Below are 25,140 nucleotides of genomic sequence, written 5' to 3'. Positions count from 1 at the left end.
CATGAGCACCGCCAGCCAGTACGACGTCACCGTCGTCGTCGACCAGGAGCCCCTCGGGCCCTTCGACACCTCGAGCGGCATGGAGACCACCGCCGAGGTCAACAAGCGCCGCCAAGGCGGCATGCGCGGAGAGAAGGCCTACCCCGCCCACGCCACCCACGGCGACGCCACCGTCGGCCGCGTCTACGAGCGCGAGCGCGACCACGAGCTCGCCCGCAAGCTGCGGGGCAAGGTCGGGTGGGCCAAGGTCACCATCAGCCGCCAGCCCCTCGGCGACGACGGCGTCGCCTGGGGCACGCCGATCGTGTCGACCGGCACCCTCAGCGGCGTCACCATCCCCGAGACCGACGCCGAGTCCGACGACGTCGGCATGCTCGAGCTCACCGTCGTCGTCACGGAGGTGATCTGACGATGAGCGAGCACGAGCAGCCCGGCGAGGGCCTCAGCGTCCCGCGCGCCACGTCGTACGCCCCGGACGTCCCCGCCGCCTCCGACACCCCGCTGGAGGCCGTGCGCGGCCGCCTGCGGGACCGCCGGGCCAAGGCCGCCGACGGCCTCCAGCTCGACCTCCCCGTGCCGCGCCTCGAGCCGCCCATCTACGTGCGGTACCGGCCGGTCAGCAACCGCGAGATCAAGGAGGTCAACGCCCGGTACGCGAAGTCGAAGGACAAGGACCGCGAGGTCCTCGTCAACGCCTCGCTCCTGGCGCGCGCCTGCCTCGGGATCTTCGAGGAGGTCGAGGGCGAGCTCGTCTCGCCGCTCGACGGCGGCCCGGACTTCCCGAAGTTCGACGAGGCCATGGCCGCCGAGCTCGGCAGCAACAGCACGGTCGCCACCGAGGTCGTCCGCGCGCTCTTCCTCACCGACGGCGACATCATCTCCCAGGCCACGCAGGTCGCGCAGTGGTCCGGGTACGCCGACGAGCAGATCGAGCGCGAGGGAAACTGATCGAGGGCGACCCCGTCGTGCGCACGGCGGCGGTCGCCCTCCTCAACGGCTGGGCCGACCCGATGCGCCTCATGCGCCTGAGCCCGGACGACTGGCTGATCGCCAGCTCCGTGGTCATGGAGGCCCAGCGGCTCCGCACCGAGCGCGATCGCGCCCTGGCCGACTACGTCGCCGCCCACACCGCCCGGCAGACCGCGCGCCCCATCGTCAAGGCGCTCGCCCGGGTCAACAAGACGCTCGTCCAGGCCCTGCGCGCCCTCGCCGGCCCGCACGGCTGACCGGGAGGAGGTGCCATGCCCAACGGTGACATCGGTCTCCGGCTCTCCGTCGCCGGCCGCCGCGCGGCCGCGGCCGCGCTGCAGGGCGTCGAGGCCGGCATCAACACCGCCGAGCGGGCTGCGCAGCGCGGCTCGCGCGGCTTCGACCGCATGGGGTCCTCGGTCGCCGGCGTCGCCAAGCTGGGCGGGAAGACCCTCGTCGCCGGCCTCGCCGCCGGCACCGCGGCCATGGCCGGGTTCGCCGTGTGGACCGCGAAGGGCGCCGAGTCGCTCATGCGGATCCAGCGCATCGGCGCTCAGACCGACAACGTCATCCGCTCGACCGGCGGCGCCGCGAACGTCACCCGTGAGCAGATCGACGGCCTCGCAGGTCAGATCGAGGGCCTCACCGGCATCGAGGCGGAGTCGATCACCGAGGGCCAGAACCTCCTGCTGACCTTCACCAACATCCGCAACGGCACGAAGGAGGCCGACCGGATCTTCGACCAGGCCACCTCGACGCTCGTCGACATGTCGGTGGCCATGGGCAACGATCCGGCCGGCGCCGCGATCCAGCTCGGCAAGGCGCTCAACGACCCGATCAGAGGCATCTCCGCCCTGTCCCGGGTCGGCGTCGCGTTCACCGCCCAGCAGAAGGAGCAGATCACCGCGCTCACCGAGGCCGGCGACGTCATGGGCGCGCAGAAGATCATCCTCGCCGAGCTCAACAAGGAGTTCGGCGGCAGCGCGGAGGCGTTCGGCTCCACCGACATCGGCAAGATCGAGCGGTTCAAGCACGCCTGGGGCACCCTGCAGGAGACCATCGCCGGCGGCTTCGCGCCGTACCTCGGCCGGGTCGCCGACTGGCTGGTCAACAAGGGCGTGCCCGGCCTCGACGCGTGGGGCGCCTCCTTCAGCCAGAACGTCGTGCCGCAGATCCAGGCGGCCGCCGGCGTCACCCGCGAGCTGTGGGACGTCCTGCGCGCCGACGGCGTGCCCGGGGTCATCGCCCGCCTCGACGAGCTCACCGGCGCCGAGGGCCGTCTCGTCGCCGCGAGCGACTACCTGCGCGGGATCTTCGACGACCTGGTCACCATCGTCGTCGACGGCGTCGTGCCCGCCGTGGTCGACCTCGCCACCGGTGGCGCCGGCATCGGCGCGCTGTTCAACGACTGGGTCGACCCGCTCAGCGTGGTGCAGGGCAGCCTCGGCTGGCTCGCCGACCACACCGGCGTCGTCAGCACCGTGATCGTCACGCTGGCCACCGCGCTGACCATCGCCAAGGTCGCGACCATCGGCTTCGCGATCGCGCACGGCATCGCCTCCGCCGCGACCACCGTGCGCATCGGCACCACCGCCGCGCTGACCGGCGCCATCGCGCTCAACACCGGCGCCGAGATGACCAACCGGCAGGCGGCGATCGCCAACGGCATCATCCGCGCCCGCTCCATCGTCATGACCATCGCGCACACCACCGCCGTGGTGGCGAGCACCGTGGCCACCCGCACCGCGGCCGCGGGCCAGTGGCTCCTCAACGCCGCGCTCACCGCGAACCCGATCGGTCTGGTCGTCGCCGCCCTCGCCATCCTCGTCGGCGGCCTCGTGTTCGCCTACCAGAAGAGCGAGACCTTCAGGAACGTCGTCGACGGCGCCTTCGCCGTCGTGCGCATCGGCGCCGGCCTCCTCCGCGACGGAGTGTCCTCGGCCCTCGGGTGGGTCGTCGACAAGTTCAACGCCGCGAAGGGCGCCGCCGAGACTGCCGGAACCCTGATCCGCACCACCTGGGACGGCATGGTCACCTTCTTCGCCGGGCTGCCCGATCGGATCGGAGACGCCGTCTCGGGCATGTTCGACGGCGTCAAGGACGCCTTCCGCAGCGCCATCAACTGGGTCATCGACAAGTGGAACGGGCTGGCCGACACGATGTCGGTCAACATCCCCGGCGTCGGCGACGTCGGCCTGCCGCGCCTCGACCACCTCGAGGGCCGCGAGGACGGCGGGCCGGTCAACGCGGGCCTGCCGTACATCGTCGGCGAGCGCCGCCCGGAGCTCTTCATCCCCGACCGCCCCGGGTTCGTCATGCCTCGCGTGCCCGACATGGACGACGTCGACCAGTGGGTCGCCGACCAGTTCGGCGACGACGTCGACGTCCAGGTCGGCCCCGGCGCCGGCGGGCGGACCGTCGTCCAGCTGGTGCTGCCCGATGGCCGTGTCCTGGTCGAGTTCATCCTCGAGGAGCTCGAGCGGAAGATGGCCCGCGGATGACGACCGTCGACCCACGGGTCATCATCAAGGCGGTCAACCCCGGCGGGGCCCGTCTCGGGTTCGACCTGGTCGGCGCCGAGACGCGCGCCGGCGGCGCCGGCGGCTGGGAGGCGCTCGCCCGCCCCCGCCGTACCGCCACCGTCGAGTGGGCCGGCGTGCCGCCGCTGACGCTCACGCTGCCGCTCATGCTCAGCGGAGCGCAGCAGTCCGGGCCTCCGACGTCGATCGAGGCGCCGCTGCGGATCCTCGAGGACGTCTGGTGCAAGCCGCACCCCCGCACCCGGCGCCCGCCCATCCTGCAGGTCACCGGGCTGCCCTGGGGCGTGTGGCGGCACCTGTGGGTCATCAACGACGCCATCGGCTACGGCGACGTGATGCGCGGCGACAACGGCCACCGGGTCCAGGTCGAGTTCACCCTGTCGCTCCTCGAGTACGTCGCACCCAGCGTGCTGCGCCGGCCCACCGCCCGCGCCCGCGCCAACCGCTCGAGCAGCCGATGACGATCGCCGGCATCGACCCCGAGCCCCTGCAGTTGCAGCTCATCTCGCCCACCCTCGGCAGCGGCCTCGACATCTCCCAGGCCCTCGTCGCCCGGCCGACCGTCACCCGCACCATGGCCGGCGTCTCCACTTTCGACCTCAGCGTCACCGACGCCGACCGGCACATCCTGAGGGCACGCGAGCTGTCACACCGGCTGTGGGCGATCGTCGCCAACCTGCACTGGGAGCTCGTGCGGATCTCGAAGAGCGGCGACCGGCTCAGCCTCACCTTCGAGGACGCGGTCGTCGCCGAGCTGCGCCGCCAGACCAGCCGACTCACCATCGCCGCTGGCTCCACCACCCGCGCCGGCATCGCCGCGATGCTCGCCGGCGAGATCGACGTCCCGTACGCCGCGCAGCCGACCACCGCCCGGGTCGTCACCGCGATCGAGCGCTCCACCTCCGGGCAGGAGTCCAACAGCTGGGAGGTCCTCGGCTCCGACGTCGCCGACCCCGTGCGGTGGCGTCGCTTCTCCGACGGCCGCCGGCTCATCGTCGGCGGCGACGACTGGCTGCTCCGACGCTCTCCGGCGATCCACCTGACCGAGCACACCGGCCCCGTAGGCGCCGTCAACTTCGACCTCGACCAGGGCCGGCGCGCCGAGACCGCCACCGTCGACGTCGACCTCGAGGCCTTCGCGATCGACCCGGGCATCCCCGCGGTGTGCTTCGACTACGGCCCGGCACGCGGCACCTGGCTCGTCGAGGAGGTCCGCCAGGAGCTGGGCGCCTCCCGCGGCACGGTGAAGCTCACCCGCGGCCGCCGCGCCCTCCCTGAGCCCACCCGGCCGGCCGGTGGCAGCGGCGACGCGGGCGTCACCGGGTTCGTGCCCCGCGCGACCACCACCACCAAGTCCGCCGGCACCGCCGGCAGCTCCGCGAACGCCGCCCGTGAGCGGATGGTGCAGTACGCGCTGAAGCAGAAGGGCAAGCGGTACGTGTGGGGCGCCTCGGGCCCCAACTCCTTCGACTGCTCCGGGCTCGTGCAGGAGGCCACCCGGCACGCCGGCCGCGTGCTCGCGAAGCCGTCAGCGTCGCAGTGGACGACCGTGAAGCGCCGCGGCCGCGTCATCAGCGTCAAGGAGGCGTACCGCACCCGCGGCGCGCTGCTCTTCCGCGTCGGCCTCGGCGGCACGAACCACATCGCCATCTCGCTGGGCGACGGGTCGACCATCGAGGCGATGGGCTCGGCGTACGGCGTCGTGGTCGCCCGCGGCGCCGCCTCGAGGCGCTGGACCGGCGCGGGGATCTGGATTTGAGCGACCTCCTCCGCCAGCTCGCCTCCGGCCGGCCCCCGTCGATCGAGCGGCCGCCCTCGACGGGCGTCGTCGTGCGCTCCGACAGGTCCGGCGTCTGGGTCGCCCGCATCGACGACGACACCCGCGATCCGATCGGCCCCTGCCGCGGCGGCCGCCGGTACGGCGCCGGCGGCGTGCTCGAGCGGCTCCCCGTTGGCACCCCGGTCCTCCTCGTCTGGACCGACGAGCGGCCCTGGATCGCCGCCCACGACCTCCTCGACCCCTCCGACTAGGAAGAAGGTGAAGATGGCACAGCACCTCGCACTGCCCCTGCAGCTGCGCGGCTCCCGCCTCGCTGCCCTGCAGCAGGACAGCGCCCTCGAGGTCTCGCAGTCCGTCGCGCTGCTCGTCTCGACCCGTCCGGGCGAGCGCCGCAGCGTCCCCGAGTACGGCGTCAGCGACCCGATCTTTGGAGGCCTCGACGCCGGCGAGGTGACCGACGCCGTTCTCGAGTGGGAGGAGCGCGTCGACCCGGTCCACGTCGACGACGTCGCCACCGCGATCGTGCAGACCGGTCGGGTGTGGATCGAGCAGATCCTCCCGAGCGACGTCGTGTGGCCCGCGGCCGCGGGGGAGGTGGCCTGAGATGGCCTGGGAGCCCCCCGAGCTCGAGACCGACCCGGACGCCGCGACCGTCCGCATCCTGCAGGGCATGGCCGAGCGGATGCCCGGTTGGGTGCCCGTCGACGGCGCCCCCGAGGTCGCCCTGGCACAGGAGATCGGCCGCGAGACCGCCAACGTCGCACAGCTGGTCAGCACCTTCATGGACCTCGCGATCGCCGGCATCGGCGAGACCGTGTTCGGTGTCGTCCCGTACGCCGCGCAGCCGGCCACCCTGGAGGTGCTGCTCTACTCCGGCGGTCCGTACGGCCGGGTCGTGCCAGCTGGCTTCACCGTCGTCGGACGGAACCCTGTTGGTGAGGACGTCGCGTTCGTGACGACCGAGGACCACCAGCAGGACGTCGTCGTCGAGATCGTCACCATGACCGCGCTCGAGCCGGGCGCCCACGCGAACGGCGTCCCGGCCGACGACCAGCTGCGCATCGTCACCGCCAGCGACATCATCACCGGGGCGGCCGTGAACGAGCTCGGCGTGGCGACCGGAGGCGTCGACGAGGAGCCCCTCGAGGCGTACCTGACCCGGCTCCGCGACTACCTGCAGCTGCTCCACCCCGCCGGCGTCATCGGCCGCGACCTCGCCACCCTGCTGCGCGTCACCCTCCCCGGCGTGCACCGCGCGATCGCCATCGACGGCTGGAACGCCGAGCTCGGCACCGGCGGCCATGAGCGCACCGTCACCGTGTGGGCGGTCGACGAGCTTGGCTCAGCCGTCGAAGCCTCCGACCTCGAGGAGCACCTCGAGCCGTACCGCGAGACCAACCTGGTGCTCTACGGCGCCGAGCCGACCTACACCCCGCTCGTCATCGAGTTCCAGGGAACCGCCGTGCCCGGAGCCGACCCCGAGCTGGTGCGCGCGAACGTCGTCGCGGCGATCGCGCATCACCTCGACCCCGGCCGCTGGGGGGCGACCACCGACGAGCCCCGGGCGTGGACGCCCACGCCGGACGTCAACTACCTCCGCCTCGCCGGCGCCGCGGGCAGCGTGGCCGGCCTCCGCAGCCTCGACGGGCTACTACTGGGGATCGCTGGCGGCCCTCCGCCCGGCACCGACAGCGTGCGGCTCCCGGGAGCCATGCCGCTGCCGGCCCCAACCTTCGGGATGACCCCGACCACCATCACCGGGACCATCGCGTGAGCACCACACTGCGTACCCGGGTCCTCGATGCACTCGGTCCCGCGTTCCGTGAACGCGCCGGCGACCAGGTCGACGAGCTCGTCGACGGCCTGATCACCGCGCTCGTCGACGTCGACGCCCTCGCCCAGCCTGCCGCCGGCGGCTGGCCGACTGCCTTCGACCTGGCCACCACTCCGCAGCCAGCGTGGCTCGGACAGGCGACCGGCACATCCGTGCCGTCCGGCCTCCCCGCCGAGGCCCAGCGCGCACTCGTGCGGGACCGGTCCGGCAGCCGCCGCGGCACCCCGGCCGCACTGCGCGCCGCCGTCGCCGCCGAGCTCGTCGGCACGCGTCGCGTCACCCTCCTCGAGCGCTGGAACGGGGACCCCTGGGCGTTGGAGGTCCACACGTACGCCGCCGAGACACCCTCGGTCGACCAAGTGGCTGTCGCCCTGGGCACGCAGACACCTGTCGGCGTGCGCGTTCACCACCAGGTCCTCGACGGCGCCACCTACGACCACATCGCCGCCGAGCACGGCACCTACGCCGACGTCCTCGCGGACTTCACCGCGTACGACGCCGGCGTCATCGACGGCTCCACCCTGCTCAACCACGTGCCCGAACCAGGAACGGAGGCCTGATGGCCCGCACCACCTCACCCCGCGGCTTCAACTACCCCGAGCCCAGCACCGGCCCGGGAACCGGCGAGCCCGCCAACGTCCCCGCCGACCTGCAGACGCTGGTCAACGGCCTCGAAAGGTACTTCGACGAGGGCCTGCCCGCCGAGCTGCCGGACGTCACGTCTCCGATCGGCGCCGCCCTACGCGCAACCATCGCGTCGCGAATGACGGGCGCTCTAGTGGATGCGTTCGGGGCCGACCCGACCGGAGCCACCGACTCAACAGCCGCGTTCGTCGCCGCCCTCGCGTCGATGCCCACCACCGTCGTCCACAACGGCACCGCGAGCAAGACCTACCCGGTCGGTCGGCTCATGCTTGGCCACGGCAAGTACCGACTCGACGGGGACGTCGGCAACGTCGGCCCTTGGGTCGACGTGCTCGGCCCCGGCCACAACTCCTGCACCCTCGACTACCGCGGCAACGGGTCCTGCATCCGCGCGTGGAACGAGGTCGACCCCCGCTACCCGTCGAACACCTTCGACGTCATGTTCGACCAGGACAAGCCCCATGGCATCGGTGGGCGCTTCAACGGCTACACCATCGACGGCACCAACGCCGGCGCCGGCGCCAAGGGCCTCCACGTCGGCGACTTCGAGGGCGGCAACCTCGGACCCGAGCTGTTCATCAAGCACTTCAACAAGACCGGCTCCGTCGGCATCCACTTCGACAACCGCATCTCCTGGTCGGAAAACTGGCGCGGGTCCGCGTCGCTGCTCGACTGCAAGACCCACGTCCTGTTCTCGAAGTCCTCGATGTCGTACAACCACCTCGACTTCAAGATCTACGCCCGTCACAACCAGGACGGCATCGTCTTCACCGAGGGCGCCGCCTACTACAACGGCACCCTCAAAGCCACGGCGAACTTCGAGGTCGCCCCCACCGGCACCACCAACAACGCGGCCTACCTGACCATCGGCACCGGCCAGGACGACCCGGGCGTGCCCTCCCACGTCGGGTCCTGGCTGAAGAACACCCACCTCACGCTCCAGGGCGAGTGCGTCCGCACCGAGGTCAGCACCCAGAGCGCCGCCGTGCCCGCCGGCTGCCCCACCACTGTGCGCTTCGGCGACCTGACCAAGGACAAGCTCGACGGCTGCACCGGCATCATGAGCTTCGGCGGTCAGACGTGGAAGCAGTCGAACTGGGTCAGCAGCCTCGACAACCACCTGTCGTTCGACGGTGTGATCGCGGGCGACCAGACGCTGAACCCGGGCGTCCCATTCATGACGAACCCGTTCCCGGTCCGGGCACCCATCCTGCCGGTCTCCACCGTGCCCCGAACACTGAAGCGAGGCCACTACTACTCAGCGTCCTCGACCATCGACCTGCAGTCCGGCGACTACTTCGACCTCGGCGAGCTCGCGGCCGACGTCACGCTCATCTTCGGTAACCCCATCGCGAACGCACCCCGCCGCATCCTGATCCGCGCCCAGCAGGGGTCCCTCTTCCGCAACATCACCTGGCCCTCGGCGACGTCGCCGTCCATCAGCGCGCCCGTCGTCTACTGGGAGGGCGGGGTGCCGCCGATGCTCACCCGCGTCGGTGGCGCGATCGACGCGTTCGAGCTGTGGACCATTGACGGCGCGCGGTGGCACGGCCGTCAGCGGCCCGCGTTCGCCCTGCCGCCTCGCCTTCCCGTGGCCGCGTACCGCGGCCGCGCGGCGGCGAGCACGGCGACGGTCAACGTGACCCCGAGCGGGGAGGTGCCGGTCGGGCAGACGCTCGTCGCCTTCGTCGCGACGACGGCGGCCGGCGCGACCGCCACCCCCACCGTGACCGACGCGAAGGGCAACACGTGGACGGTCGACGCGACGACCGGCACCGACGGCGCGCGCGTCTGGGTCGCGCGAGCCGTCGTCACCTCCGCGCTGGCGACGACCGACGCCGTGACCGTCACGTGGAGCGCAGCGGTCGCCTCGCACGTCACGCTGATCGCGGTCACCAACCTCGGCGCGGCGCCCAAACTGGACCGCGTCGCCACCGTCGACCAGGCCGCCGCGAGCGCGTTCGTCGAGATCGCGCCGCCCGGCCCGACTCGACGTCCGGCGCAGATCGCGCTCGCCTTCGTCGCGACCTCGGGTGGCGGCACGCAGTGGACGGCATCTGGCGACAACCCGGTGCCGCTGGGGGCGTGGTCGCAGTCCACCGCGGGCGCAACCTCCGAGACGGGGCAGGCCGCCTGGCTCTCCCTTCCCGGGGCGGGTATCGAGCCGCAGGTCCGGCTCACCCCGGCTGCTGCACGCCGGTCCACCGCAGTGCTGGTGATCTACTCCGCGTGACCTCGCGAGCGCGTAGGTTCCTCCGCATGGAGCAGCGCTCAGCCAACCGTGCATGGAACCTGCTGGTCAACGGGCTGGCGGCGTCGCCCCACCTCACCGAGGAGCGACGCCGCCGCCTGTACCGGCGCGGAGGCATCGACCTGACCCGCGGCAGCATCCGCCCCGGCTGCTGGTTCTTCAGCTCGAGCGTCACCTTCGGGTCAGGCGGCATGGTGAACACGGGCTGCGTCTTCGAGAACCGCGAGCAGGTCACCGTGGGCGACGGCGTCTACTTCGGGCCGCAGGTGCTCGTCGGCACGTCCACCCACCAGGTCGGCGGCCCTGAGCAGCGGGCTGGCGACTACGCGGGGGCGCCCGTCGTCATCGAGGACGGCTGCTGGATCGGCGCTCGCGCGACCATCTTGCCGGGCGTGACCATTGCCCGGGGCTGCGTCATCGCAGCCGGGGCAGTCGTGACTACGAGCACCGAACCTGACGGCCTGTACGCCGGCGTCCCGGCCGTGCGCAAGGGCGACCTCTAGCACCACTCCACCCGCTCGCCTCAAAGCCCGCCCCGCATCCCCGCGCGGCGGGTTTTTTCGTGCCCGCCGGCACACCCCCGAGCCGCGCTATCTGCACGGTTGGTCCCGGCACAGCCCCCATCTCGACGGCCGCCCGGGCAGCACAGACGGGCGGTCGCTCCCGTCTCATCACCAGGAGGACCGCCATGCAGCCATGGCAGGTAGCCCGTCTCACCCGGATCGACGTCGTACGCCTCACCTGGCTCCTCTTCGCCCTCGCCCTGGTCCGCGGGTTCGACTACGTCACCGGTGACGACGCCCGCCTCGCCCAGCCGCCACCCGAGCCGCTGGGCACGGTGCTCGGCTACTCGCCCCGCAGCGCCCTGGTCGGCGTCGAGGCCGCCTTCCCGCTGTGGATCTGGGGCGCCCTCATCCTGCTCGCCGTCTCGCTTCTGGCGGTCGGTCTGCTCGGGAGGTGGCACCGCTACGTGTGGCTCGGCCACGTCGTGCTGTCCGCGGCCTACACCGGGCTCGCCATCGGCCTCGCGTACGGCTACTTCGAACGTCCCTGGCTCGACGGCATCCGCAGCGCTTCCGGCCTCGTCCTCCCCGCCTGCCTCCACACCCTGCTGTGGTGGCGGATGGGACCGAAGCCCATCGACCTCGAGATCGAAGAGGGAGGTGCCCGTGGTGCAGGGACTGCCTGACGTCAGCGGCGAGCGCATCGTCATCTACGCGGCCATCGGCGTCGTGCTGCTCCTGGCGCTGGCCACCGCCACCGACAAGGGGCTGGGCCCGATCACCCGCTGGTGGTTCAGCTTCGCCCGCGACCGCCGTGCGGCGGCGGCCGAGCTCCGGGCCGCCGACTACAACGAGCTGATGGTGCAGGTGCGCAACCTCCGCGCGCAGCTGACGTACACGCGCACCGAGCACAACCGCCAGATGGACGGCCAGCGCCGCGCGCACGACGAGCAGCTCGCCGAGGTGCGACACGAGGTCGCCGTCCTCCGCGCCGAGATCGGCCGGCGCGACCGGCTCGTGATGAGCCACATGCGCTGGGACCGGGAGGCCGCCCGCGTGGCCGCCGCCGCGGGCAACCCGCTCGAACCGCCGCCCGCGCTTTGGCCCGGCGCTGACACCACTTGACCGCCCACCCCCGAGCCCGCCTCGCAACAGCGAGGCGGGCTCTGTCGTACCCACCCACCGCCCAGGAGGCACCACGTGACCCGCTACTCCCGCGCCGACTGGCGCGCCGACCGGCCCACCGGCAGCCACGCCCTCGTCCCCAGCCAGGTCGTCGGCGTCGCCCTGCACTGGCCCGCCATGGGCAAGAAGCGCCTCGTCACCCGCGACGAGATCGCCCAGGCCCTCCGCGGCTGGCAGGACTTTCACCAGGGCAAGGGCTGGTCCGACATCGGCTACCAGGTCGCCGTCGACCAGAACGGCAACCGGTGGGACCTCCGCGGCCTCCGCGCCCGCTCCGGCGCGAACGGCACCAACGCCCTCAACCGCCGCTACGTCGCCGTTCTCCTCATCCTCGGCGAGGGCGAGCAGCCCACCGAGCAGATGCTCCGCGAGGTCCGCACGCTGCTCGGCGACATCCGCGACCTCTACCCCGGCGCGGTCTCCGTCGTCGGCCACGGCGACATCCGCCCTGGCGGCACCGCCTGTCCCGGTCCCGTCGTCGGCAAGCTCATCGACGCCGGCGCGTTCTACCCCACCGCGAGCACGGCCTACGTCCGCCAGACCGGGCCCAAGGTCCGCGCCGCGTTCGAGCGTCTCTACGCCACCGAGCAGCAGCGCAACGCCGCGCCGACCGGGATGAAGCGCCTGCGGCTCGGGCTGTGGCTGCGCATCGTCCAGTGGCGCTCCGAGCTCACTGTCGCCCAGTTGCGCGCCTTGCGCGCCGACTTCTCCGCCGACCTCGCCTACGCCATCCGGCGCGGCATGAAGAAGACCACGCTCGCGCTCGAGGCGCGCGTGCGTTACATCGATCGCCTCCTCACGAAGAAGGGCTGACCACCATGGCCGAGCACCGCGCCGACCGCGCCGACGCCACCACCCGCTCCGCGCGCACCCTCGCCCAGGGCCTCGCCGTCGACGTCCTCGTCGCCGTCGCCGTCGCGCTCCTGGCGTGGCTCCCCGACGCCGACATCACCACCACCGAGGCGTGGCTCGTGCTGGGCACCGCCGTCGCGAAGAGCGGCCTCACCGCGGTGGCGTCGTACGTCGCGCGCCTGGCAGTGCCGCCGGCCGCCGAGGAGCCGCTCGAGCACTGACCGGACTACAGCCCGCAGCGCCCCCGTCATCCCCCACGCAGGGGGTGACGGGGGCGTTCGTAGTTCATGGGACCTACGGCCAGACTGCCCGTAGCGTGCTCGCTATGAGCCCCCTGATGCCCGCTCGCTGTCAAGACTGCGGTCACGCGTTCTCTCCACCGCTCATCCACATCGAAGACTCCGTCCGGATCACCCTGAGCGACGTCGGCACCGTGTGTCCGCGCTGCGGTGGACCGGCCAACGTGATCGAAGGCACTGTCACCGTGGCCAACGGCGGCATCGAGTTGCTGCAGGGACCGCAGTGGTCGCAGGACCTCATCGACGAGTTGCGCCTCACACTTGTTCGGATCGTCACCGACCGCCCGGTGGATCCGATCGCTGTCCTGCGTGAGACGGCTCCCTCGCTGGCGAGCGAGGTGGAAGCCGCCACCGAGGGTTGGACCCGCGACCAGAAAATCGACCTTCTCTTCAAAGTCCTCATGGCAATTCTGGCGGCAGTCACGGCCGGGGCAGCCGTGACCACCGCCGTGCGCGCAGGACAGGGGAGCACCGACACACCGGACCTGCGTCAACAGGTGGTGGACATCCTTCGCTCTGCGCAGCTGCACGGCTCGCCGCCGACGGCCGCCCCGCTGCCCGGCCGCAACGAGCAATGTTGGTGCGGGTCGCAGCGCAAGTACAAGAAGTGCCACGGAGCGTGGCAACCGCCGGACTCAGGTGAGACCGCTGAATGACCCTCCGTCGCCAATCGGCTTCACCCACGAGAAGTCCGTCGGCGCCGTCGGCCCGTCCACCTCCCGGATGCACGCCGCCGGCAACCAGTCGAGCTTCAAGCGGGGAGATGAACCGTGGGCCCGGGCGCCGACCTCCACCCACAGCACGAAGCCGTACCAGCCGTCGGCGCGGTGGGCCCACATCATCAGCAGCCCGTGTCGGGCGGTGTCGATGCCCCAGCGCGCTGTGGGGTCGACCCACGCGTGCTTCGCTCTCGGCACCATAGCGAGCAGGGTAGAACGTATGTTCGAGCCATGCATCCGGGAGGATGGCTGCATGGACCAGGTCGACCATCCGTCCGTCGACGACCAGCCGCTCACCGATCGCCAGGTGCGGATGCTCGCGCTCGAGCAGCGCTGGTGGAAGTACGCCGGCGCCAAGGAGGCAACGATCCTCGACGAGTTCGACGTGTCGCCGGCCCGGTACTACCAGGAGCTCGACGCGCTGATCGACCTCCCCGCCGCCCTCGAGGCGGAGCCCACCCTGGTGCGCCGGCTGCAGCGGCTGCGCGACGCGCGTCGGCGCCAGCGGACCCCTCGGCCCGTCACCTAACCGCCTCGGCGTCAGACCCCGAGCACATGCGTCGAGTGCAGCAGGATGTAGCCACAGTTCTGGCAGACCAGCGCAACCGCCGGGACGATGGACTCGTTGAACTCCGGCGCCTTCGACGAATCGGTGAACGAGAGCGCGGCGTACTCCTCCAGCATCAGCCAGGTGTTCGTGTTGCAACGGTCGCAGGGGCCAAGGGCGCCCTTAGCCTCGAGAGCCGCGATCATCTTCGGCTTGTCAATCTCCATGGATCCTCCGCAGTTCGTTGGATTGAGGGTCGACATGTTAGTGGTGCGCCTCACACGCCCGCAGCCAGTTCCCGTTAGCCCCAGAGGGCGGAGCCCATCTTCATGGCTGCGTCACGGCGCATGTCCTCGAGCACGTGGGTGTAGCGGTCGACCATGGCTCGCTGCGACCAGCCGAAGATGTCCATGAGTGTGCGGGGGTCCACGCCCTGGGCGAGCAGGAGTGTCGCGGCGGTGTGCCGCGCGTCGTGGACCCGGGCATCACGCACGCCGGCGGCGGCGATGAGGTCCTTCCACTCCTGCCAGTCGGCCCGCGGGTCGATTGGCAGGCCGAGCGGTGTGGTGAACACGAGGTCCCACTCGTTGCCCACCCACTTGTCGCCGGCCGCCAGGCGCTCGCGGCGCTGCTGGGCGCGACGCGCCTTGAACTGCGCGATCAGCTCCTCGGGCAGTGCACCGTCGCGGTCGCCGGCCCGAGACTTCACCGGCCCGAGGACGAGTCCCTTGCCGGTCACTCGGGACAGCGCTCGGTGGACGCGGTAGCGGCCCTCGTCGAGGTTGAGGTCGGCCCAGGTGATGCCGAGCGCCTCTCCCTGGCGCCAGCCGAGCGCGAAGGCCGCCGACCAGCGCGACCCCAGGCGCAGCTCGCGGGCCGCCTCGAGGATCTTCTTCGCCTCCTCCAGCGTGTACGGCTCCACCTCAGCTGGCGCGGGCTGGGGTGCGTCGATGAGGGTCGCGACGTTGCGGCTCACCAGGCCACGCCGGTTCGCGATCTTCAGGGCGCGGGACAGGATGCGGTGGGCCTGGTTCGCGGTCGCCGGCGACAGCGGCTTGCGGTCCTTGTCCGACGCGAGAGGCGCCCCGACCTCGACGAGCTCGTGCCAGGCCGTCTCGACGTGCTCCGGGCGGAGCTTGTCGAGCCGGTGGTGCCCCAGGAGCGGCACGATGTACTGGGTGACCGACGTGCGGTAGCCACGTAGCGTCGAGGGCCGCACCTTCCGTGCCGCGATCTCCTCGAGGTAGTGCTCCATCCACTTCGCGACCGTGAGCGACGGGCCGGCCGCCAGCGTGCCTGCGTCGGCGAGCTCGATGGCCTTGCGGACCTTCGCGGCCGCGGCGGACTTGGTCGGCGCCGACACCTTCTTGCGCACCGGCTTCCCGTCGCGCCACCCGACGACCACGGACCCGACCCAGGGGCCCGAGCACCGGTGCGCTAGCCGCTCGTGCTTCGGCTTGCCGTTCTTCCCGGCGACCTCGATCGCCGGCGGGCAGTTGGCGCCGTGGCGCTGGTACAGCGAGCCGTCGCCGTCGGACCGCTTCGTCGATGCCATCGGTGGGGCCTCCGGGGCGGCGTCGGGCTGCTACCTGGGAGCAGCGCTGGGAGCAGCCCGCGACCGGGACTGACTCGAACTGTCGTTCGAGAGTAGCGTCTGACCTGCTGTTTGTCGCCACTGTCGGGCACTGTCTGAGCGGGTGGGCTGACTTCTAATCCGCCGGTCACAGGTTCGAATCCTGTCGGGGGCACCGCGCTCGACCCGGCGTCCGTCGACCCCCACGCAGGGTGGCGGGGGACCTTCGTCGTTCCCGGGACGCGGCACTCGCCGCCGTGGGATCGTGCTCCGTGACCTCGACGCCCACTCGCCGCACCGTCCTCCGCGCCACCGCGTGGACGGCCCCCGTCGTCGCGGTCGCCGCGGCCGCCCCCGCCTTCGCGGCCAGCACCGCGCCCACTGGGATCGCGCTGCGAGCCACCAACAACGCAACGGCGTTGACAAGCCGCTCGCGCCGGGTGACGTTCAACGTCACCAACCCGACCGCGTCGCCGATCGTCGCCACCATCTCGATCCCCGCAGTCGGACCGGGTGCGGCGAACCCCTACGCCTATGACCCTGAGTCCGGCTGGGTCCTCGGCACCGGTCCCGGCAGCTACACGCTCACGAACACGATCGCCCCCATGAGCGACACCCCATCGACGTACTTCGAGTGGTACTCCGACTCGACCACGCGCGAGACGGTCACGATCACGGCCTCCGCGAACTTCCAGTCGGCCGCCGTCACCGTGACGCTGCCGTTCGACGTGCCCAACGCGGTGGCCCGCCGCATCCCCAGCAGCGACGCCGGCCTCCTGCGCTGACCCCGCCAGTCGTCCTGCCCGCCCGGCCGGCTCTACTCCCGGATGATGGAGTAGACGAAGTGCCCCTCCGGGACCTGAGCCCGCGCGGCGTCGCGCGCCTCGACGTACAGCGCTCCGGTCGTCCCGCGTCCGTCGCCTCCCACGCAGGGGTGCCTGGCCCTTCGTTGTTCCCGGGACGCGGCACCTTCCGCCGTGGGATCGTGCTCCGTGACCTCGACGCCCTCTCGCCGCACCGTCCTCCGCGCCACCGCCTGGACGGCCCCCGTGGTCGCGGTCGCCGCGACCGCTCCCGCCTTCGCCGCCAGCACCGCACCCACCGGGTTCCGCATCAACGCGACGCCTTCTCGCAGGTACTCCTTCGAGAACGACGTGCGCGAGCTGGCCATCGGGGCAAGCAACCCCACAGCTGCTCCCCTCACCGTCACCGTGTTCATCGACGCGAACACCGTCGGGGGCGGCAGCGAGCCCTACCCCTACAACGTTTGGTGGGAGTCTTGGACCTGGAACGGCCACGACCCCGCCTCGGACACCTACAGCCTGTCCACCACGGTGGCGCCCTCGGCGGACTCGCCGACCTTCTACTTCGCCTGGTCTTGGTACAACCCCGAGCCGAGGAACGTCGCGCTGACCGCGACCGCGCCCGGCCTCGATGTCGCCACCCTCGTTGTGCCCCTGCGGTTCGACCAGCCCCTCCCGGCCGCTCGTCGCGTGCCCTCAACCTCGGTCCCGTCGGGCAGCCTGCAGCTCAACCGCTGACGCCCGCGTCGGCCGGTCGGCCCCCGTCATCCCCCTCACACGGGGGTGGCGGGGGCCCTTCGTCGTGGCCGACGTCGACCAGCAGGCGGTCAAGGGCCTTGCGCATTGCTGCTTGCCGGCGCTCCGCCGCGCGCGCGTCGCGTTCGCGGGTCGACCTTGCAACCACGACGTGCACCTGCACTGTGCTGTCGGCGTCGAGGCCGAACACCAACGTCCGCACGTTCCAGCCGAGTCGACGGCCGGCGACCCTGCCTGCGGCACGGATCGCCTCGACACGCACGCTGTCGCCGACGGGCACCGCGACGCTGTACTCGTGATCCAGCTGGAGCGCCGCAACCACCTCCGCGACGAGCTCCAGCCGGGCGGCGTCCGTCACCGGGTCGTGATCCGGGCAGTCACCTTCGTCGTGCCAGCGTCGGAGTCGCGCTCCACGCCCCACTTCTCGCTGATCGCGTGGACCATCATCAGCCCCCGGCCCCGTGGGGAGCCCGGGTCGAACTCGTCGGGCGCCTCGTGGGAGAACGCCGGCCCGCTCGTGGAGTCGGTCACCGTCACCTCGACGTGGTCGCGGCGGACCAGCCACCCGATCTGGATGGTCCCCAACGCGCTCGGCTGGCCGTGGTCGACCGCGTTCTCGACCAGCTCGCCGGCGACGATCAGCACGTCGGCAAGCGCCATCTCGGGCAGGTCCGCGCCGTCGGGGCCCAGGGCGGCGCGCAGCACGTCGCGAGCCTCGCGCCCGGCACCGCGTCCGTGCGCCAGGTCGACGGTCTCTGCGAGTCGCTCAGCCATGCGCATGCTCACCTGACGACCTCGTGCGGGACACCGCAGACCTCCAGAACCCGCTTGGGCACGGTCTCGGCGCGGGCAGCGAGGGTCACCGCGGCGCCGTTGCGCGCGGCCAGCGCTCGAGCGCGAAGAAGAGTGCCGACGATCGAGCTGGGCAGGAAGGTCACGGCGCTCAGGTCGATGAACACGTCGCGCTCGTGCCCACCGCTGGCCTGGCTGATGGAATCGAGAAGGTCTGCGTCGTGGTGCGCCTCGATGTCGCCGGCCAGCGTGAGGCGCCCGGGCGCGGCGTCGAAGTCCAGGGCATCGGGGTGCACCTCAGCAGCGTACGAATCCCGTGCAACCCCACACCCACCGGGGAAGGCGCAGAGCCCCCTTCTTGGGTCCGCCTCCTAGCGTTGCGATGCCGTACCGGTCCCGCTGCTCCTCTGCTGCAGCTGGGTCACGTTGAACGGCCCGGACCGGGAGCCTCTGCTCGACCCCCGGCCCGGGCCTACAGCGCTGGTTCCCACGACGCCCGAGGGTTAGTCGTCGTCGCGCGCCTCGACGTACAGCGCTCCGGTCGTCGCGCGCGCCCCGAAGGCGGGATCGGCCTCCTGGTCCGCCGGTCGCAGGTTCGCATCCTGTCGGGGCACCGCGCTCGACCCGGCGTCCGTCGACCCCCACGCAGGGGCGGCGGGCCCTTCGTCGTTCCCGGGACGCGGCACCCGCCGCCGTGGGACCGTGCTCCGTGACCTCGACGCCCACTCGCCGCACCGTCCTGCGCGCCACCGCCTGGACGGCTCCCGTCGTCGCGGTCGCCGCGACCGCCCCCGCGTTCGCCGCCAGCACCGCGAACACCTTCCGCATCAACACCGCACCCAGCTCGCTGGACAGCAGCAACGGGGTCAAGGGCCTGGAGATCGGGGTCCACAACCCGACGTCGTCCCCCCTGTCCGTCACGGTGTTCGTCCCCTACTCGACGGACCCGCGCCCGTACTCGGCCAGCCCGCGATCCTGGACCTTCGACAGCTCCAGCGATGCCTACTTGCTGACCACGGTGGTCCCGGCCCTCTCGGACTCGAGCACCTTCTTCTTCGGGTGGTACTCGGAGACCCCGACGGCCAAGGACGTCACGCTCACCGCGTCCGCGACGGGCCTCGACCCCGCCAGCACCGTCGTCACGCTCCGCTTCGACCAGCCCCTCCCGGCCGCCCGCCGCGCACCCTCCACGGGCGTGATCCGGCTCGACGGCTGAGCCCGCCCGCCCGTCGGGACCGGCGGTCGGCGCGGAGGTTTGACGGAGCCCACCCGAAGGTAGGGAGGGGGGCGGCGTCGCGGGACGTGACGCCGTACCCGAGCAGAGAGAGACACCCCATGCGCAAGCGCCAGAAGTTCGCCTCCGTCGCCGTGGCCGCCGTCCTCGCGGCCTCCCTGACCGCCTGCGGCGGTGACGACGAGTCGAGCGACGACGCCGAGAGCTCCGAGTCGAGCAGCACCGACGACGCGTCGGAGGAGCCCACCGACGAGGAGTCGTCCGAGGACGAGGAGTCCGAGGACTCCGACTCCGACTCCGGCAGCGGCTCGTCCGGCGGCGGCTCGTTCGACGGCGAGCTCACCGAGCCCGGCACCGAGCTGGCGCTCGGTGACACCGCGACGGTCCCGATGTCCTACGCGGGCGAGGACGGCGTCATCGAGGTCACCGTGACCGAGATCCGCGAGGGCGACCCGGCCGACCTCGCCGACGTCGAGAACTCCGAGGGCATGACGCCCTGGCACATCACCTACGAGATCGCCGGCGTCGAGAACGCCGAGGCGATCGGCGGCATGCTGCTGAGCCTCGACGGCCTCACCGCCTCGGGCGACTCCGCGGCCCAGCTCATCAGCTTCTCCGGCGGCATCGGCGGCTGCGACTCCGAGTCGGCCGAGTCCGACTGGGACGGCTCGTCCTTCGAGACCTGCAACACCGTGGTCTCGGCGGAGCCGGTCACCCAGGCCGCGTACGGCGAGGGCGACGACTACAGCCTCATCCTCGGCACGCCCGTCGTCTGGGAGTGAGCACGGGGCGGCCCGTCCGCCCGCAGGAAGCACGACGTACGACGCGACGCCCCGGGACCCGACCCCGGGGCGTCGTCTTGTCCCCAGGGGCACGATCGGGTGCATGGACATCGACCACACCCGACCCGACGGCGTCGACGACGCCACCGTGGAGGCCCTCGGCAAGCTGTCCGAGGCCCTCGAGGCCGTGGAGGAGGCGCGCGGTCACCTCTACGCCTTCCACCGCCGCTGCGGCACGGCCGACCTGACGCTGGGCGACGCCGTCGACCAGCTCCGGGCCGCGGGCCACACCGAGCTCGCCGACCGGCTGGACCGGGAGATGGTGGGGCGCAACATCATCCACGGCCGCTGGTCCTTCCAGGTGGTCGAGGACTACGACGACGGTTACTACGCGACGTTCAAGCGGCTCGAGAAGGACGCGCGCGACGCCCTGCTCGAGGGCCGTCGGCACGTCTACGAGTCGGAGATGAAGGAGGGGCGGCGCACCCACGGCGAGCCGGGGCACGAGTACCGCCCGTGAGCGCCCTGCGCACGGCGGCCCGGCTGCTGCTCGGCTCGGCGATGGTGGGCGCGGGCGTCGCCCACCTCACCGTCGCCCGCGACGAGTTCCAGGCGCAGGTGCCGGCGTGGGTGCCGGTGGACGAGGACCTCGTGGTCGTCGGGTCCGGGGTCGTCGAGATCGGCCTGGGGGCCGCCCTCGTCCTGGCGCCGCCGGGCCGGCGCCGCCTCGTCGGCGGGCTGCTCGCGGCCTTCTTCGTCGCGATCTTCCCCGGCAACGTGGCGCAGTACGTCGAGGGCACCGACGCCTTCGGGCTGACGAGCGACCGGGCCCGCCTCGTGCGCCTGCTCCTCCAGCCGCTGCTCGTGCTGTGGGCCCTGTGGGTGGGCGGGTGGCTGCGCCGCGGGTCCGCCCGGCAGGATGAGCGTCCGTGACGTTCACCGAGGTCCTGTTCCCCGGGCGGCACCACGCCGTCACCGCGTTCCAGATCGACTACCTGCGCCGCCTGCTGGCGGGCGGGGGCCGGCACGCCGACGGCCGCCCCGTCGAGCTCGCCCCCGACGCGGTCGTGGTCTGGCCCGTCACCTCGGCCACCCACGCCTGGACGCGACGCAACCCGCTCCCGGGCCACCGCCGCGAGGCGCTGGTCGAGCGCGTGTCCGCCGCCGCCGGGCTGCCGAGCCTCGTCGTACCGGTCCCCGACGTGCCGCAGCACCCCCGCTTCGCGGCGCTCGTCGTCACGACGGTGGCCACCGCGCTCCCCCACCGCCCGGCGCCCGCGCCCGGGCACACGCTCGTGGCCTGCTCGACGCCGGCCGTCGCGGACTCCTACCGCCAGCTGGGCTTCACCGTCGTCGGGGTGGAGGACGCCGTCGAGGAGGCGCCGGAGGACCAGCCCGGCCGCCCCTGGGAGGTCGTGCAGCGCCTCGCCCACGGCGACGAGTCGTGGCGCCTGCTGGCCCACCCGGAGACCGTCGCCTTCTACGAGCGGTACGGCGTGCCCGACCTCGTCGTCGACCTGTTCTCCGACCCGGTGGTCTCCAGCGAGGGCGACCTGACCACGACGCGGGACTACCGCACGTACGCCGCCTCGTTCGAGACCGCGTCGGCCCGCAAGTTCGAGCAGGTCGGGCCGCTCCTGCAGCCCGGTCGCGTCGTCGACGTGGGCTGCGCGACCGGCGGGCTGCTGGAGCAGGTCGCGGCCGACCCGCGCTTCGAGGAGTCCGACCTCTTCGGCGTCGACGTCGCGCGCCCGCTGCTCGAGGAGGCCGAGCACAAGAAGGCCACCGGGGTCTTCGCGAACCCCAACATCTGGTTCGTGCGCGCCAACATCCTCAGCGGGCCCGTCATGCCGGCCCGCTCCGTCGACTCGACCGTCACCGTCGCGCTCACCCACGAGCTGTTCTCGTACGGCGCGGGCCGCGCCGACGTCGAGGCGTTCGCCCGCCGCGTGCACGAGCACACCCGCGTCGGCGGCGTCTGGGTGAACTCCGACGTGCTCGGCCCCGCCGAGCCCGACCGCGAGGTCCTGCTGCGGCTGCGCTCCGACGACGGCGCGACCCCGGAGCAGGCCCGGACCGACCTCGACGACCTCCCGGCCGAGGAGGTCGCGACGTACGTCGGGAGCCTGTCCACCGCCGGGCGGATGGTGCAGTTCGCCCACGACTTCCCGCGCCTGTCGGGCTCCGGCTTCACGGCCGGTCGCGAGCCGCTCGACGTGGAGCCCGACGGCACCGCCACGTGGCGGCTGAGGCTCGGGGACGCGATGGAGTTCCTGACGACGAAGGACTACGCCGACAACTGGCTCAGCGAGTGCCACGAGCAGTTCTGCGGGCTCTCGATGGCCGACTGGCGCGACCTGCTCACCGACGCCGGGTTCGAGCTCGACCCGGGCCACGGGGCGTGGCGCAACGACTGGATCGTCGAGCACCGGTTCGCCCCCGTCGCCGAGCTGCTCGAGCCCGCCACGGGCGAGGCGCTGCCGTGGCCCGACACCCACGTGCTGAGCGTCGCGCGGCGCCCGCCGGGCTGAGGCGGGCGCGGCCGCGGGCGCCCCGAGCGGGCGCCCGCACCCCGCCCGGAGGGCCCGTGCTGGGCCCTCGCTGGGCCCGGGAACGCCGAAGGCCCTCCCCGCTGCTGCGGTGGAGGGCCTCCGGTGGTGGTACGGCATCAGGGACTCGAACCCCGAACCCGCTGATTAAGAGTCAGCTGCTCTGCCAATTGAGCTAATGCCGCGCGGTGAAGCGGGTAGAACTGTACCTGCGAGTGACGAGGGAGCAAAATCGGTCCCTCACCCGCCCGGCACCGCCGCAGGTCGCGACGGGCCCCGGCGGTCGACGTCGGGCCACGTTCTGGTCGCACGGCCTGTCACCGCAGCGCCCAGCGGTCACAATGGCGCGGGTGGCCGACCGACCGGGCGGTCGGGACGGCGGGGACGGGAGGGTCGAGTGGGCACGGACGAGCACGTCACGACGCGCCCCGCGGCGCCCGCGTGGCTGCCCGCCGCCGTGCTCGTGGCAGCCCTCGTCGTCGGCGTCCTCGTCGTCCAGCTCGCCCACTCCTGGGTGGAGGCGTTCAGCGTCTCCCCCGTCGGCCTCGTCACGGGCGCGGCGCTGATCGCCCCCCGCTGGTGGCGGCTGCCGGTCGTCGTGGGCGGCGGCCTGGTCGTCGCGGCCACCCTCACCTCCGTCGACGCCCAGGACTCGACCGTCCTGGGGATGGCCCTCAGCGCCGTCCTCCAGGCCGCCACCGGTGTGCTCCTGCTCGGCCGCACCCGGCACGGGGGGCGCGCCGCGCTGCGCACCCAGCGCGACCTGGGGCACTGGCTCGCCGCGGGGTTGGTCGGCCCGCTCCTCGGCGTCGCAGCACTGGCCGGCGTGCTGGTGGCGGACGACCGCGAGCCCGCCCTCAGCACGCTGGCGCTCCTGCTGGTCGCCGCCGTGCTGTCCCAGCTGCTCCTCGTGCTCCTCTTCCTCGACCTCGGCGGCTCCCCCCGCCCGGCCAGCGACCCGGAGCGGGCCGCCCAGTGGGGGGCCGTCCTCGCCTCCACCGTGACGGTCTTCTCGCTGCAGACCGACGTCGCGTGGGCCTTCGTCGTCGTGCCCCTGCTCACCTGGGGGGCGCTGCGGCTGCGCCTGCGCGAGATGGTGCTGCAGCTGCTCGGCCTCAGCACCACGGTGCTGGCCCTGGCCGCGATCGGCATCGGCCCCTTCGGCCTGGCCCACACCGGTGACGCCGTCGTCGAGGCCACGCAGCTGCTCCTGTTCCTCCTCAGCGGCGTGCTCCTCGTGGTGCCCTACGCGCTGGTGGCGCAGCAGCTGCGCGAGCGCTCGGCCGAGGCCCACCGCGAGCGCGAGCTCGTCGGCCGGATCATGGCCTCGGCCACCCGGACCGCGATCATCGGCACCGACCGCGCGGGCCGCATCACGCTCTTCAACGTGGGCGCGGAGACGCTGCTGGGCTACACCGCCGAGGAGATGCTCGGCCGCTCCCCCGAGGTGCTCGTGCCCCGCGCCGAGCTGCAGAGCCAGGCCGACGCGGCCGGTGCGGCACCCCAGTTCGTGCGCGTGGCGCGCGCCCTCTCCAAGCAGACCAGCGAGCCGCGCGACTGGCGCCTGCGTCGCAAGTCGGGCGAGGTGCGCACCCACTCCCTCACCATCACGCCGATGAGCGACGAGAAGGGCGCGACCGTCGGCTACGTGTGCACGTCGGAGGACGTCACCTCCCGCGTCCAGCGCCAGGACGCCCTCCTCACGGCCCTGCTGACCGAGCGGGAGGCGGTCCAGCGCCTCGAGCAGGCCGACCGCATGAAGGACGCGCTGGTCTCGACGGTCAGCCACGAGCTGCGCACGCCGCTGACGAGCATCCTCGGCTACGCCACGATGCTGGCCGACGGCGACTTCGGCGACCTGCCCGCGCCGGTGGGCCAGACGATGGAGCGCATCCTCAACAACGGCGAGCGGCTGCGCTCGCTCGTCGAGGACCTCCTGGTGCTCTCCCGGGTCAACGCCGGGGCCCTCGAGCTCGACGCGCGGCCGACGGACGTGCGCGACGTGGTGCGCTCGGCGTACGACGTCGTCACCCCCTCGCTGCAGCGCCGCGAGCTCGACGTCCGTCTCGACCTCCCGGAGGACGCCGCCGTCGTCGACGGCGACGCGGGCATGCTGGAGCGGGTGGTGCTCAACCTCCTCACCAACGCCGTGAAGTTCACGCCCGACGGCGGCCGGGTCGACGTGTCGGTCAGGCTCGAGCCCGACGAGGTCGTGCTCGAGGTCAGCGACACCGGCATGGGGATCCCCGTCGAGGAGCAGGACCAGCTCTTCACCCAGTTCTTCCGCTCGTCGATCGCGAAGCGCGAGGCCGTCCAGGGCACCGGGCTGGGCCTGTCGATCGCGCGCGCCATCGTCGACCAGCACGGCGGGGTCATCGGCGCCACGTCCGAGCCGGGGACCGGGTCGACGTTCCTCGTCGTGCTGCCGCGCCTCGCCGCGCCGGTGCCGAACGCCGAGCCCGGCGCACGGGTCGACACGGTGCGGCCGGTCGACGCCCTCGGCACGAGAGGTTAGGGTCGCCTAAGT

The 25,140-nt window shown here is 72.5% G+C and carries 32 protein-coding genes and 1 tRNA gene; 26 read left to right on the top strand and 7 right to left on the bottom strand.

The features are described 5' to 3' along the window. The first annotated feature begins 1 nt into the window (after position 1). From ACOACO_RS17440 to ACOACO_RS17360, 17 genes are all read left to right on the top strand, one after another. The gene (locus ACOACO_RS17440; protein WP_420297557.1) at positions 2 to 409 is read left to right on the top strand and encodes a hypothetical protein; all 408 of its coding nucleotides are present in this window, start codon (positions 2 to 4) and stop codon (positions 407 to 409) included. 2 nt (positions 410 to 411) lie between these two features. Beyond that, on the top strand, positions 412 to 948 hold the full coding sequence (locus tag ACOACO_RS17435; protein WP_420297556.1) for a hypothetical protein: 537 nt from the start codon (positions 412 to 414) through the stop codon (positions 946 to 948). Positions 949 to 965: 17 nt separating this feature from the next. Then, positions 966 to 1,226, top strand: a complete 261-nt coding sequence (locus ACOACO_RS17430) for a hypothetical protein (protein ID WP_420297555.1) — start codon at positions 966 to 968, stop codon at positions 1,224 to 1,226. A 15-nt stretch (positions 1,227 to 1,241) separates the two neighbouring features. After that, entirely contained in the window at positions 1,242 to 3,470 is a 2,229-nt protein-coding gene (locus ACOACO_RS17425; RefSeq protein WP_420297554.1) for a hypothetical protein, read from the top strand. Continuing rightward, a complete protein-coding gene (locus ACOACO_RS17420) occupies positions 3,467 to 3,970 on the top strand; it encodes a hypothetical protein (protein ID WP_420297553.1) in 504 nt (167 codons plus the stop codon). The genes ACOACO_RS17425 and ACOACO_RS17420 overlap by 4 nt, the downstream gene beginning before the upstream one ends. Then, a complete protein-coding gene (locus ACOACO_RS17415; protein ID WP_420297552.1) occupies positions 3,967 to 5,268 on the top strand; it encodes a C40 family peptidase in 1,302 nt (433 codons plus the stop codon). Before ACOACO_RS17420 ends, ACOACO_RS17415 begins: the two co-directional genes overlap by 4 nt. Further along, a complete protein-coding gene (locus tag ACOACO_RS17410) occupies positions 5,265 to 5,540 on the top strand; it encodes a hypothetical protein (RefSeq protein ID WP_420297551.1) in 276 nt (91 codons plus the stop codon). Before ACOACO_RS17415 ends, ACOACO_RS17410 begins: the two co-directional genes overlap by 4 nt. 13 nt (positions 5,541 to 5,553) lie before the next feature. Then, positions 5,554 to 5,892: a GPW/gp25 family protein gene (locus ACOACO_RS17405; protein WP_420297550.1), complete on the top strand. Its 339-nt coding sequence runs from the start codon at positions 5,554 to 5,556 to the stop codon at positions 5,890 to 5,892. Position 5,893: 1 nt separating this feature from the next. Next, complete coding sequence (locus ACOACO_RS17400; protein ID WP_420297549.1) at positions 5,894 to 7,063, top strand: baseplate J/gp47 family protein; 1,170 nt, start codon at positions 5,894 to 5,896, stop codon at positions 7,061 to 7,063. Further along, on the top strand, positions 7,060 to 7,683 hold the full coding sequence (locus ACOACO_RS17395; protein WP_420297548.1) for a hypothetical protein: 624 nt from the start codon (positions 7,060 to 7,062) through the stop codon (positions 7,681 to 7,683). The genes ACOACO_RS17400 and ACOACO_RS17395 overlap by 4 nt, the downstream gene beginning before the upstream one ends. Further along, positions 7,683 to 10,001, top strand: a complete 2,319-nt coding sequence (locus ACOACO_RS17390) for a hypothetical protein (protein WP_420297547.1) — start codon at positions 7,683 to 7,685, stop codon at positions 9,999 to 10,001. The genes ACOACO_RS17395 and ACOACO_RS17390 overlap by 1 nt, the downstream gene beginning before the upstream one ends. 26 nt (positions 10,002 to 10,027) lie before the next feature. After that, a complete protein-coding gene (locus tag ACOACO_RS17385; protein ID WP_420297546.1) occupies positions 10,028 to 10,522 on the top strand; it encodes an acyltransferase in 495 nt (164 codons plus the stop codon). 185 nt (positions 10,523 to 10,707) lie between these two features. Further along, a complete protein-coding gene (locus ACOACO_RS17380; protein ID WP_420297545.1) occupies positions 10,708 to 11,208 on the top strand; it encodes a hypothetical protein in 501 nt (166 codons plus the stop codon). Then, positions 11,192 to 11,647, top strand: a complete 456-nt coding sequence (locus ACOACO_RS17375; protein ID WP_420297544.1) for a hypothetical protein — start codon at positions 11,192 to 11,194, stop codon at positions 11,645 to 11,647. Before ACOACO_RS17380 ends, ACOACO_RS17375 begins: the two co-directional genes overlap by 17 nt. Before the next feature lie 75 nt (positions 11,648 to 11,722). Further along, positions 11,723 to 12,520 (top strand): peptidoglycan recognition family protein, encoded by a 798-nt coding sequence (locus tag ACOACO_RS17370; RefSeq protein WP_420297543.1) that lies wholly within the window; start codon positions 11,723 to 11,725, stop codon positions 12,518 to 12,520. Positions 12,521 to 12,525: 5 nt separating this feature from the next. After that, positions 12,526 to 12,780: a hypothetical protein gene (locus tag ACOACO_RS17365; protein ID WP_420297542.1), complete on the top strand. Its 255-nt coding sequence runs from the start codon at positions 12,526 to 12,528 to the stop codon at positions 12,778 to 12,780. Positions 12,781 to 12,884: 104 nt separating this feature from the next. Next, positions 12,885 to 13,514, top strand: a complete 630-nt coding sequence (locus ACOACO_RS17360) for an SEC-C metal-binding domain-containing protein (protein WP_420297541.1) — start codon at positions 12,885 to 12,887, stop codon at positions 13,512 to 13,514. Here the strand turns inward: ACOACO_RS17360 and ACOACO_RS17355 are convergent. Further along, positions 13,494 to 13,778 carry a hypothetical protein gene (locus ACOACO_RS17355; RefSeq protein WP_420297540.1) on the bottom strand — a complete coding sequence of 95 codons (285 nt, stop codon included), beginning with the start codon at positions 13,776 to 13,778 and terminating at the stop codon, positions 13,494 to 13,496. The two genes, ACOACO_RS17360 and ACOACO_RS17355, sit on opposite strands and share 21 nt — an antisense overlap. A 52-nt stretch (positions 13,779 to 13,830) precedes the next feature. On the opposite strand from ACOACO_RS17355, the gene ACOACO_RS17350 reads away from it, so the two are divergent. Further along, positions 13,831 to 14,106 (top strand): DUF3263 domain-containing protein, encoded by a 276-nt coding sequence (locus ACOACO_RS17350; RefSeq protein ID WP_420297539.1) that lies wholly within the window; start codon positions 13,831 to 13,833, stop codon positions 14,104 to 14,106. Positions 14,107 to 14,117: 11 nt separating this feature from the next. Here ACOACO_RS17350 and ACOACO_RS17345 read toward each other — a convergent pair whose 3' ends face one another. Together ACOACO_RS17345 and ACOACO_RS17340 are read right to left on the bottom strand one after the other, a co-directional pair. Next, complete coding sequence (locus ACOACO_RS17345; protein WP_420297538.1) at positions 14,118 to 14,351, bottom strand: hypothetical protein; 234 nt, start codon at positions 14,349 to 14,351, stop codon at positions 14,118 to 14,120. A 74-nt stretch (positions 14,352 to 14,425) separates the two neighbouring features. Beyond that, entirely contained in the window at positions 14,426 to 15,679 is a 1,254-nt protein-coding gene (locus ACOACO_RS17340; RefSeq protein WP_420297537.1) for a tyrosine-type recombinase/integrase, read from the bottom strand. A gap of 290 nt (positions 15,680 to 15,969) precedes the next feature. Between ACOACO_RS17340 and ACOACO_RS17335 the strand changes: the two genes are divergently transcribed. After that, positions 15,970 to 16,482 carry a hypothetical protein gene (locus tag ACOACO_RS17335; protein ID WP_420297536.1) on the top strand — a complete coding sequence of 171 codons (513 nt, stop codon included), beginning with the start codon at positions 15,970 to 15,972 and terminating at the stop codon, positions 16,480 to 16,482. Between the two features lie 207 nt (positions 16,483 to 16,689). Then, entirely contained in the window at positions 16,690 to 17,238 is a 549-nt protein-coding gene (locus ACOACO_RS17330; RefSeq protein ID WP_420297535.1) for a hypothetical protein, read from the top strand. Here ACOACO_RS17330 and ACOACO_RS17325 read toward each other — a convergent pair. From ACOACO_RS17325 to ACOACO_RS17315, 3 genes are read right to left on the bottom strand one after another with little or no spacing between them, the layout of a single operon-like run. Further along, positions 17,228 to 17,614: a hypothetical protein gene (locus ACOACO_RS17325; protein WP_420297534.1), complete on the bottom strand. Its 387-nt coding sequence runs from the start codon at positions 17,612 to 17,614 to the stop codon at positions 17,228 to 17,230. The genes ACOACO_RS17330 and ACOACO_RS17325 overlap by 11 nt on opposite strands. After that, positions 17,611 to 18,030 carry an ATP-binding protein gene (locus ACOACO_RS17320; protein WP_420297533.1) on the bottom strand — a complete coding sequence of 140 codons (420 nt, stop codon included), beginning with the start codon at positions 18,028 to 18,030 and terminating at the stop codon, positions 17,611 to 17,613. Before ACOACO_RS17320 ends, ACOACO_RS17325 begins: the two co-directional genes overlap by 4 nt. Positions 18,031 to 18,038: 8 nt before the next feature. Then, entirely contained in the window at positions 18,039 to 18,344 is a 306-nt protein-coding gene (locus ACOACO_RS17315) for an STAS domain-containing protein (protein ID WP_420297532.1), read from the bottom strand. A 413-nt stretch (positions 18,345 to 18,757) separates the two neighbouring features. Here ACOACO_RS17315 and ACOACO_RS17310 point away from each other — a divergent pair, with 413 nt between their 5' ends. The 5 genes from ACOACO_RS17310 (at position 18,758) to ACOACO_RS17290 (ending at position 22,595) form a co-directional block, all read left to right on the top strand. Beyond that, positions 18,758 to 19,264 carry a hypothetical protein gene (locus ACOACO_RS17310; protein ID WP_420297531.1) on the top strand — a complete coding sequence of 169 codons (507 nt, stop codon included), beginning with the start codon at positions 18,758 to 18,760 and terminating at the stop codon, positions 19,262 to 19,264. A 119-nt stretch (positions 19,265 to 19,383) separates the two neighbouring features. Continuing rightward, positions 19,384 to 20,064 carry a hypothetical protein gene (locus ACOACO_RS17305; RefSeq protein WP_420297530.1) on the top strand — a complete coding sequence of 227 codons (681 nt, stop codon included), beginning with the start codon at positions 19,384 to 19,386 and terminating at the stop codon, positions 20,062 to 20,064. A 103-nt stretch (positions 20,065 to 20,167) separates the two neighbouring features. Then, positions 20,168 to 20,584 (top strand): hypothetical protein, encoded by a 417-nt coding sequence (locus ACOACO_RS17300; protein WP_420297529.1) that lies wholly within the window; start codon positions 20,168 to 20,170, stop codon positions 20,582 to 20,584. Positions 20,585 to 20,625: 41 nt separating this feature from the next. Further along, on the top strand, positions 20,626 to 20,997 hold the full coding sequence (locus ACOACO_RS17295; RefSeq protein ID WP_420297785.1) for a hypothetical protein: 372 nt from the start codon (positions 20,626 to 20,628) through the stop codon (positions 20,995 to 20,997). Next, positions 20,994 to 22,595 carry a class I SAM-dependent methyltransferase gene (locus ACOACO_RS17290; RefSeq protein WP_420297528.1) on the top strand — a complete coding sequence of 534 codons (1,602 nt, stop codon included), beginning with the start codon at positions 20,994 to 20,996 and terminating at the stop codon, positions 22,593 to 22,595. The genes ACOACO_RS17295 and ACOACO_RS17290 overlap by 4 nt, the downstream gene beginning before the upstream one ends. Positions 22,596 to 22,722: 127 nt before the next feature. Here the strand turns inward: ACOACO_RS17290 and ACOACO_RS17285 are convergent. Continuing rightward, positions 22,723 to 22,798 (bottom strand) — tRNA-Lys (locus ACOACO_RS17285). 212 nt (positions 22,799 to 23,010) lie between these two features. On the opposite strand from ACOACO_RS17285, the gene ACOACO_RS17280 reads away from it, so the two are divergent. After that, on the top strand, positions 23,011 to 25,128 hold the full coding sequence (locus ACOACO_RS17280) for a PAS domain-containing sensor histidine kinase (RefSeq protein ID WP_420297527.1): 2,118 nt from the start codon (positions 23,011 to 23,013) through the stop codon (positions 25,126 to 25,128). Positions 25,129 to 25,140: the final 12 nt, after the last annotated feature.

This window comes from Nocardioides sp. CPCC 205120 (genome assembly GCF_048654585.1).
Taxonomy (GTDB): Bacteria; Actinomycetota; Actinomycetes; order Propionibacteriales; family Nocardioidaceae; genus Nocardioides.
This window is presented reverse-complemented; position numbering and strand designations above follow the sequence as displayed.

Coding starts and splice junctions, on each gene's coding strand:
- ACOACO_RS17350 (WP_420297539.1), top strand. CDS start 13,831: ATGGACCAGGTCGACCATCCGTCCGTCGACGACCAGCCGCTCACCGAT.
- ACOACO_RS17355 (WP_420297540.1), bottom strand. CDS start 13,778: ATGGTGCCGAGAGCGAAGCACGCGTGGGTCGACCCCACAGCGCGCTGG.
- ACOACO_RS17360 (WP_420297541.1), top strand. CDS start 12,885: ATGAGCCCCCTGATGCCCGCTCGCTGTCAAGACTGCGGTCACGCGTTC.
- ACOACO_RS17305 (WP_420297530.1), top strand. CDS start 19,384: ATGCGCAAGCGCCAGAAGTTCGCCTCCGTCGCCGTGGCCGCCGTCCTC.
- ACOACO_RS17435 (WP_420297556.1), top strand. CDS start 412: ATGAGCGAGCACGAGCAGCCCGGCGAGGGCCTCAGCGTCCCGCGCGCC.
- ACOACO_RS17300 (WP_420297529.1), top strand. CDS start 20,168: ATGGACATCGACCACACCCGACCCGACGGCGTCGACGACGCCACCGTG.
- ACOACO_RS17420 (WP_420297553.1), top strand. CDS start 3,467: ATGACGACCGTCGACCCACGGGTCATCATCAAGGCGGTCAACCCCGGC.
- ACOACO_RS17425 (WP_420297554.1), top strand. CDS start 1,242: ATGCCCAACGGTGACATCGGTCTCCGGCTCTCCGTCGCCGGCCGCCGC.
- ACOACO_RS17320 (WP_420297533.1), bottom strand. CDS start 18,030: ATGGCTGAGCGACTCGCAGAGACCGTCGACCTGGCGCACGGACGCGGT.
- ACOACO_RS17390 (WP_420297547.1), top strand. CDS start 7,683: ATGGCCCGCACCACCTCACCCCGCGGCTTCAACTACCCCGAGCCCAGC.
- ACOACO_RS17415 (WP_420297552.1), top strand. CDS start 3,967: ATGACGATCGCCGGCATCGACCCCGAGCCCCTGCAGTTGCAGCTCATC.
- ACOACO_RS17295 (WP_420297785.1), top strand. CDS start 20,626: ATGGTGGGCGCGGGCGTCGCCCACCTCACCGTCGCCCGCGACGAGTTC.
- ACOACO_RS17365 (WP_420297542.1), top strand. CDS start 12,526: ATGGCCGAGCACCGCGCCGACCGCGCCGACGCCACCACCCGCTCCGCG.
- ACOACO_RS17340 (WP_420297537.1), bottom strand. CDS start 15,679: ATGGCATCGACGAAGCGGTCCGACGGCGACGGCTCGCTGTACCAGCGC.
- ACOACO_RS17380 (WP_420297545.1), top strand. CDS start 10,708: ATGCAGCCATGGCAGGTAGCCCGTCTCACCCGGATCGACGTCGTACGC.
- ACOACO_RS17405 (WP_420297550.1), top strand. CDS start 5,554: ATGGCACAGCACCTCGCACTGCCCCTGCAGCTGCGCGGCTCCCGCCTC.
- ACOACO_RS17345 (WP_420297538.1), bottom strand. CDS start 14,351: ATGGAGATTGACAAGCCGAAGATGATCGCGGCTCTCGAGGCTAAGGGC.
- ACOACO_RS17400 (WP_420297549.1), top strand. CDS start 5,894: ATGGCCTGGGAGCCCCCCGAGCTCGAGACCGACCCGGACGCCGCGACC.
- ACOACO_RS17440 (WP_420297557.1), top strand. CDS start 2: ATGAGCACCGCCAGCCAGTACGACGTCACCGTCGTCGTCGACCAGGAG.
- ACOACO_RS17385 (WP_420297546.1), top strand. CDS start 10,028: ATGGAGCAGCGCTCAGCCAACCGTGCATGGAACCTGCTGGTCAACGGG.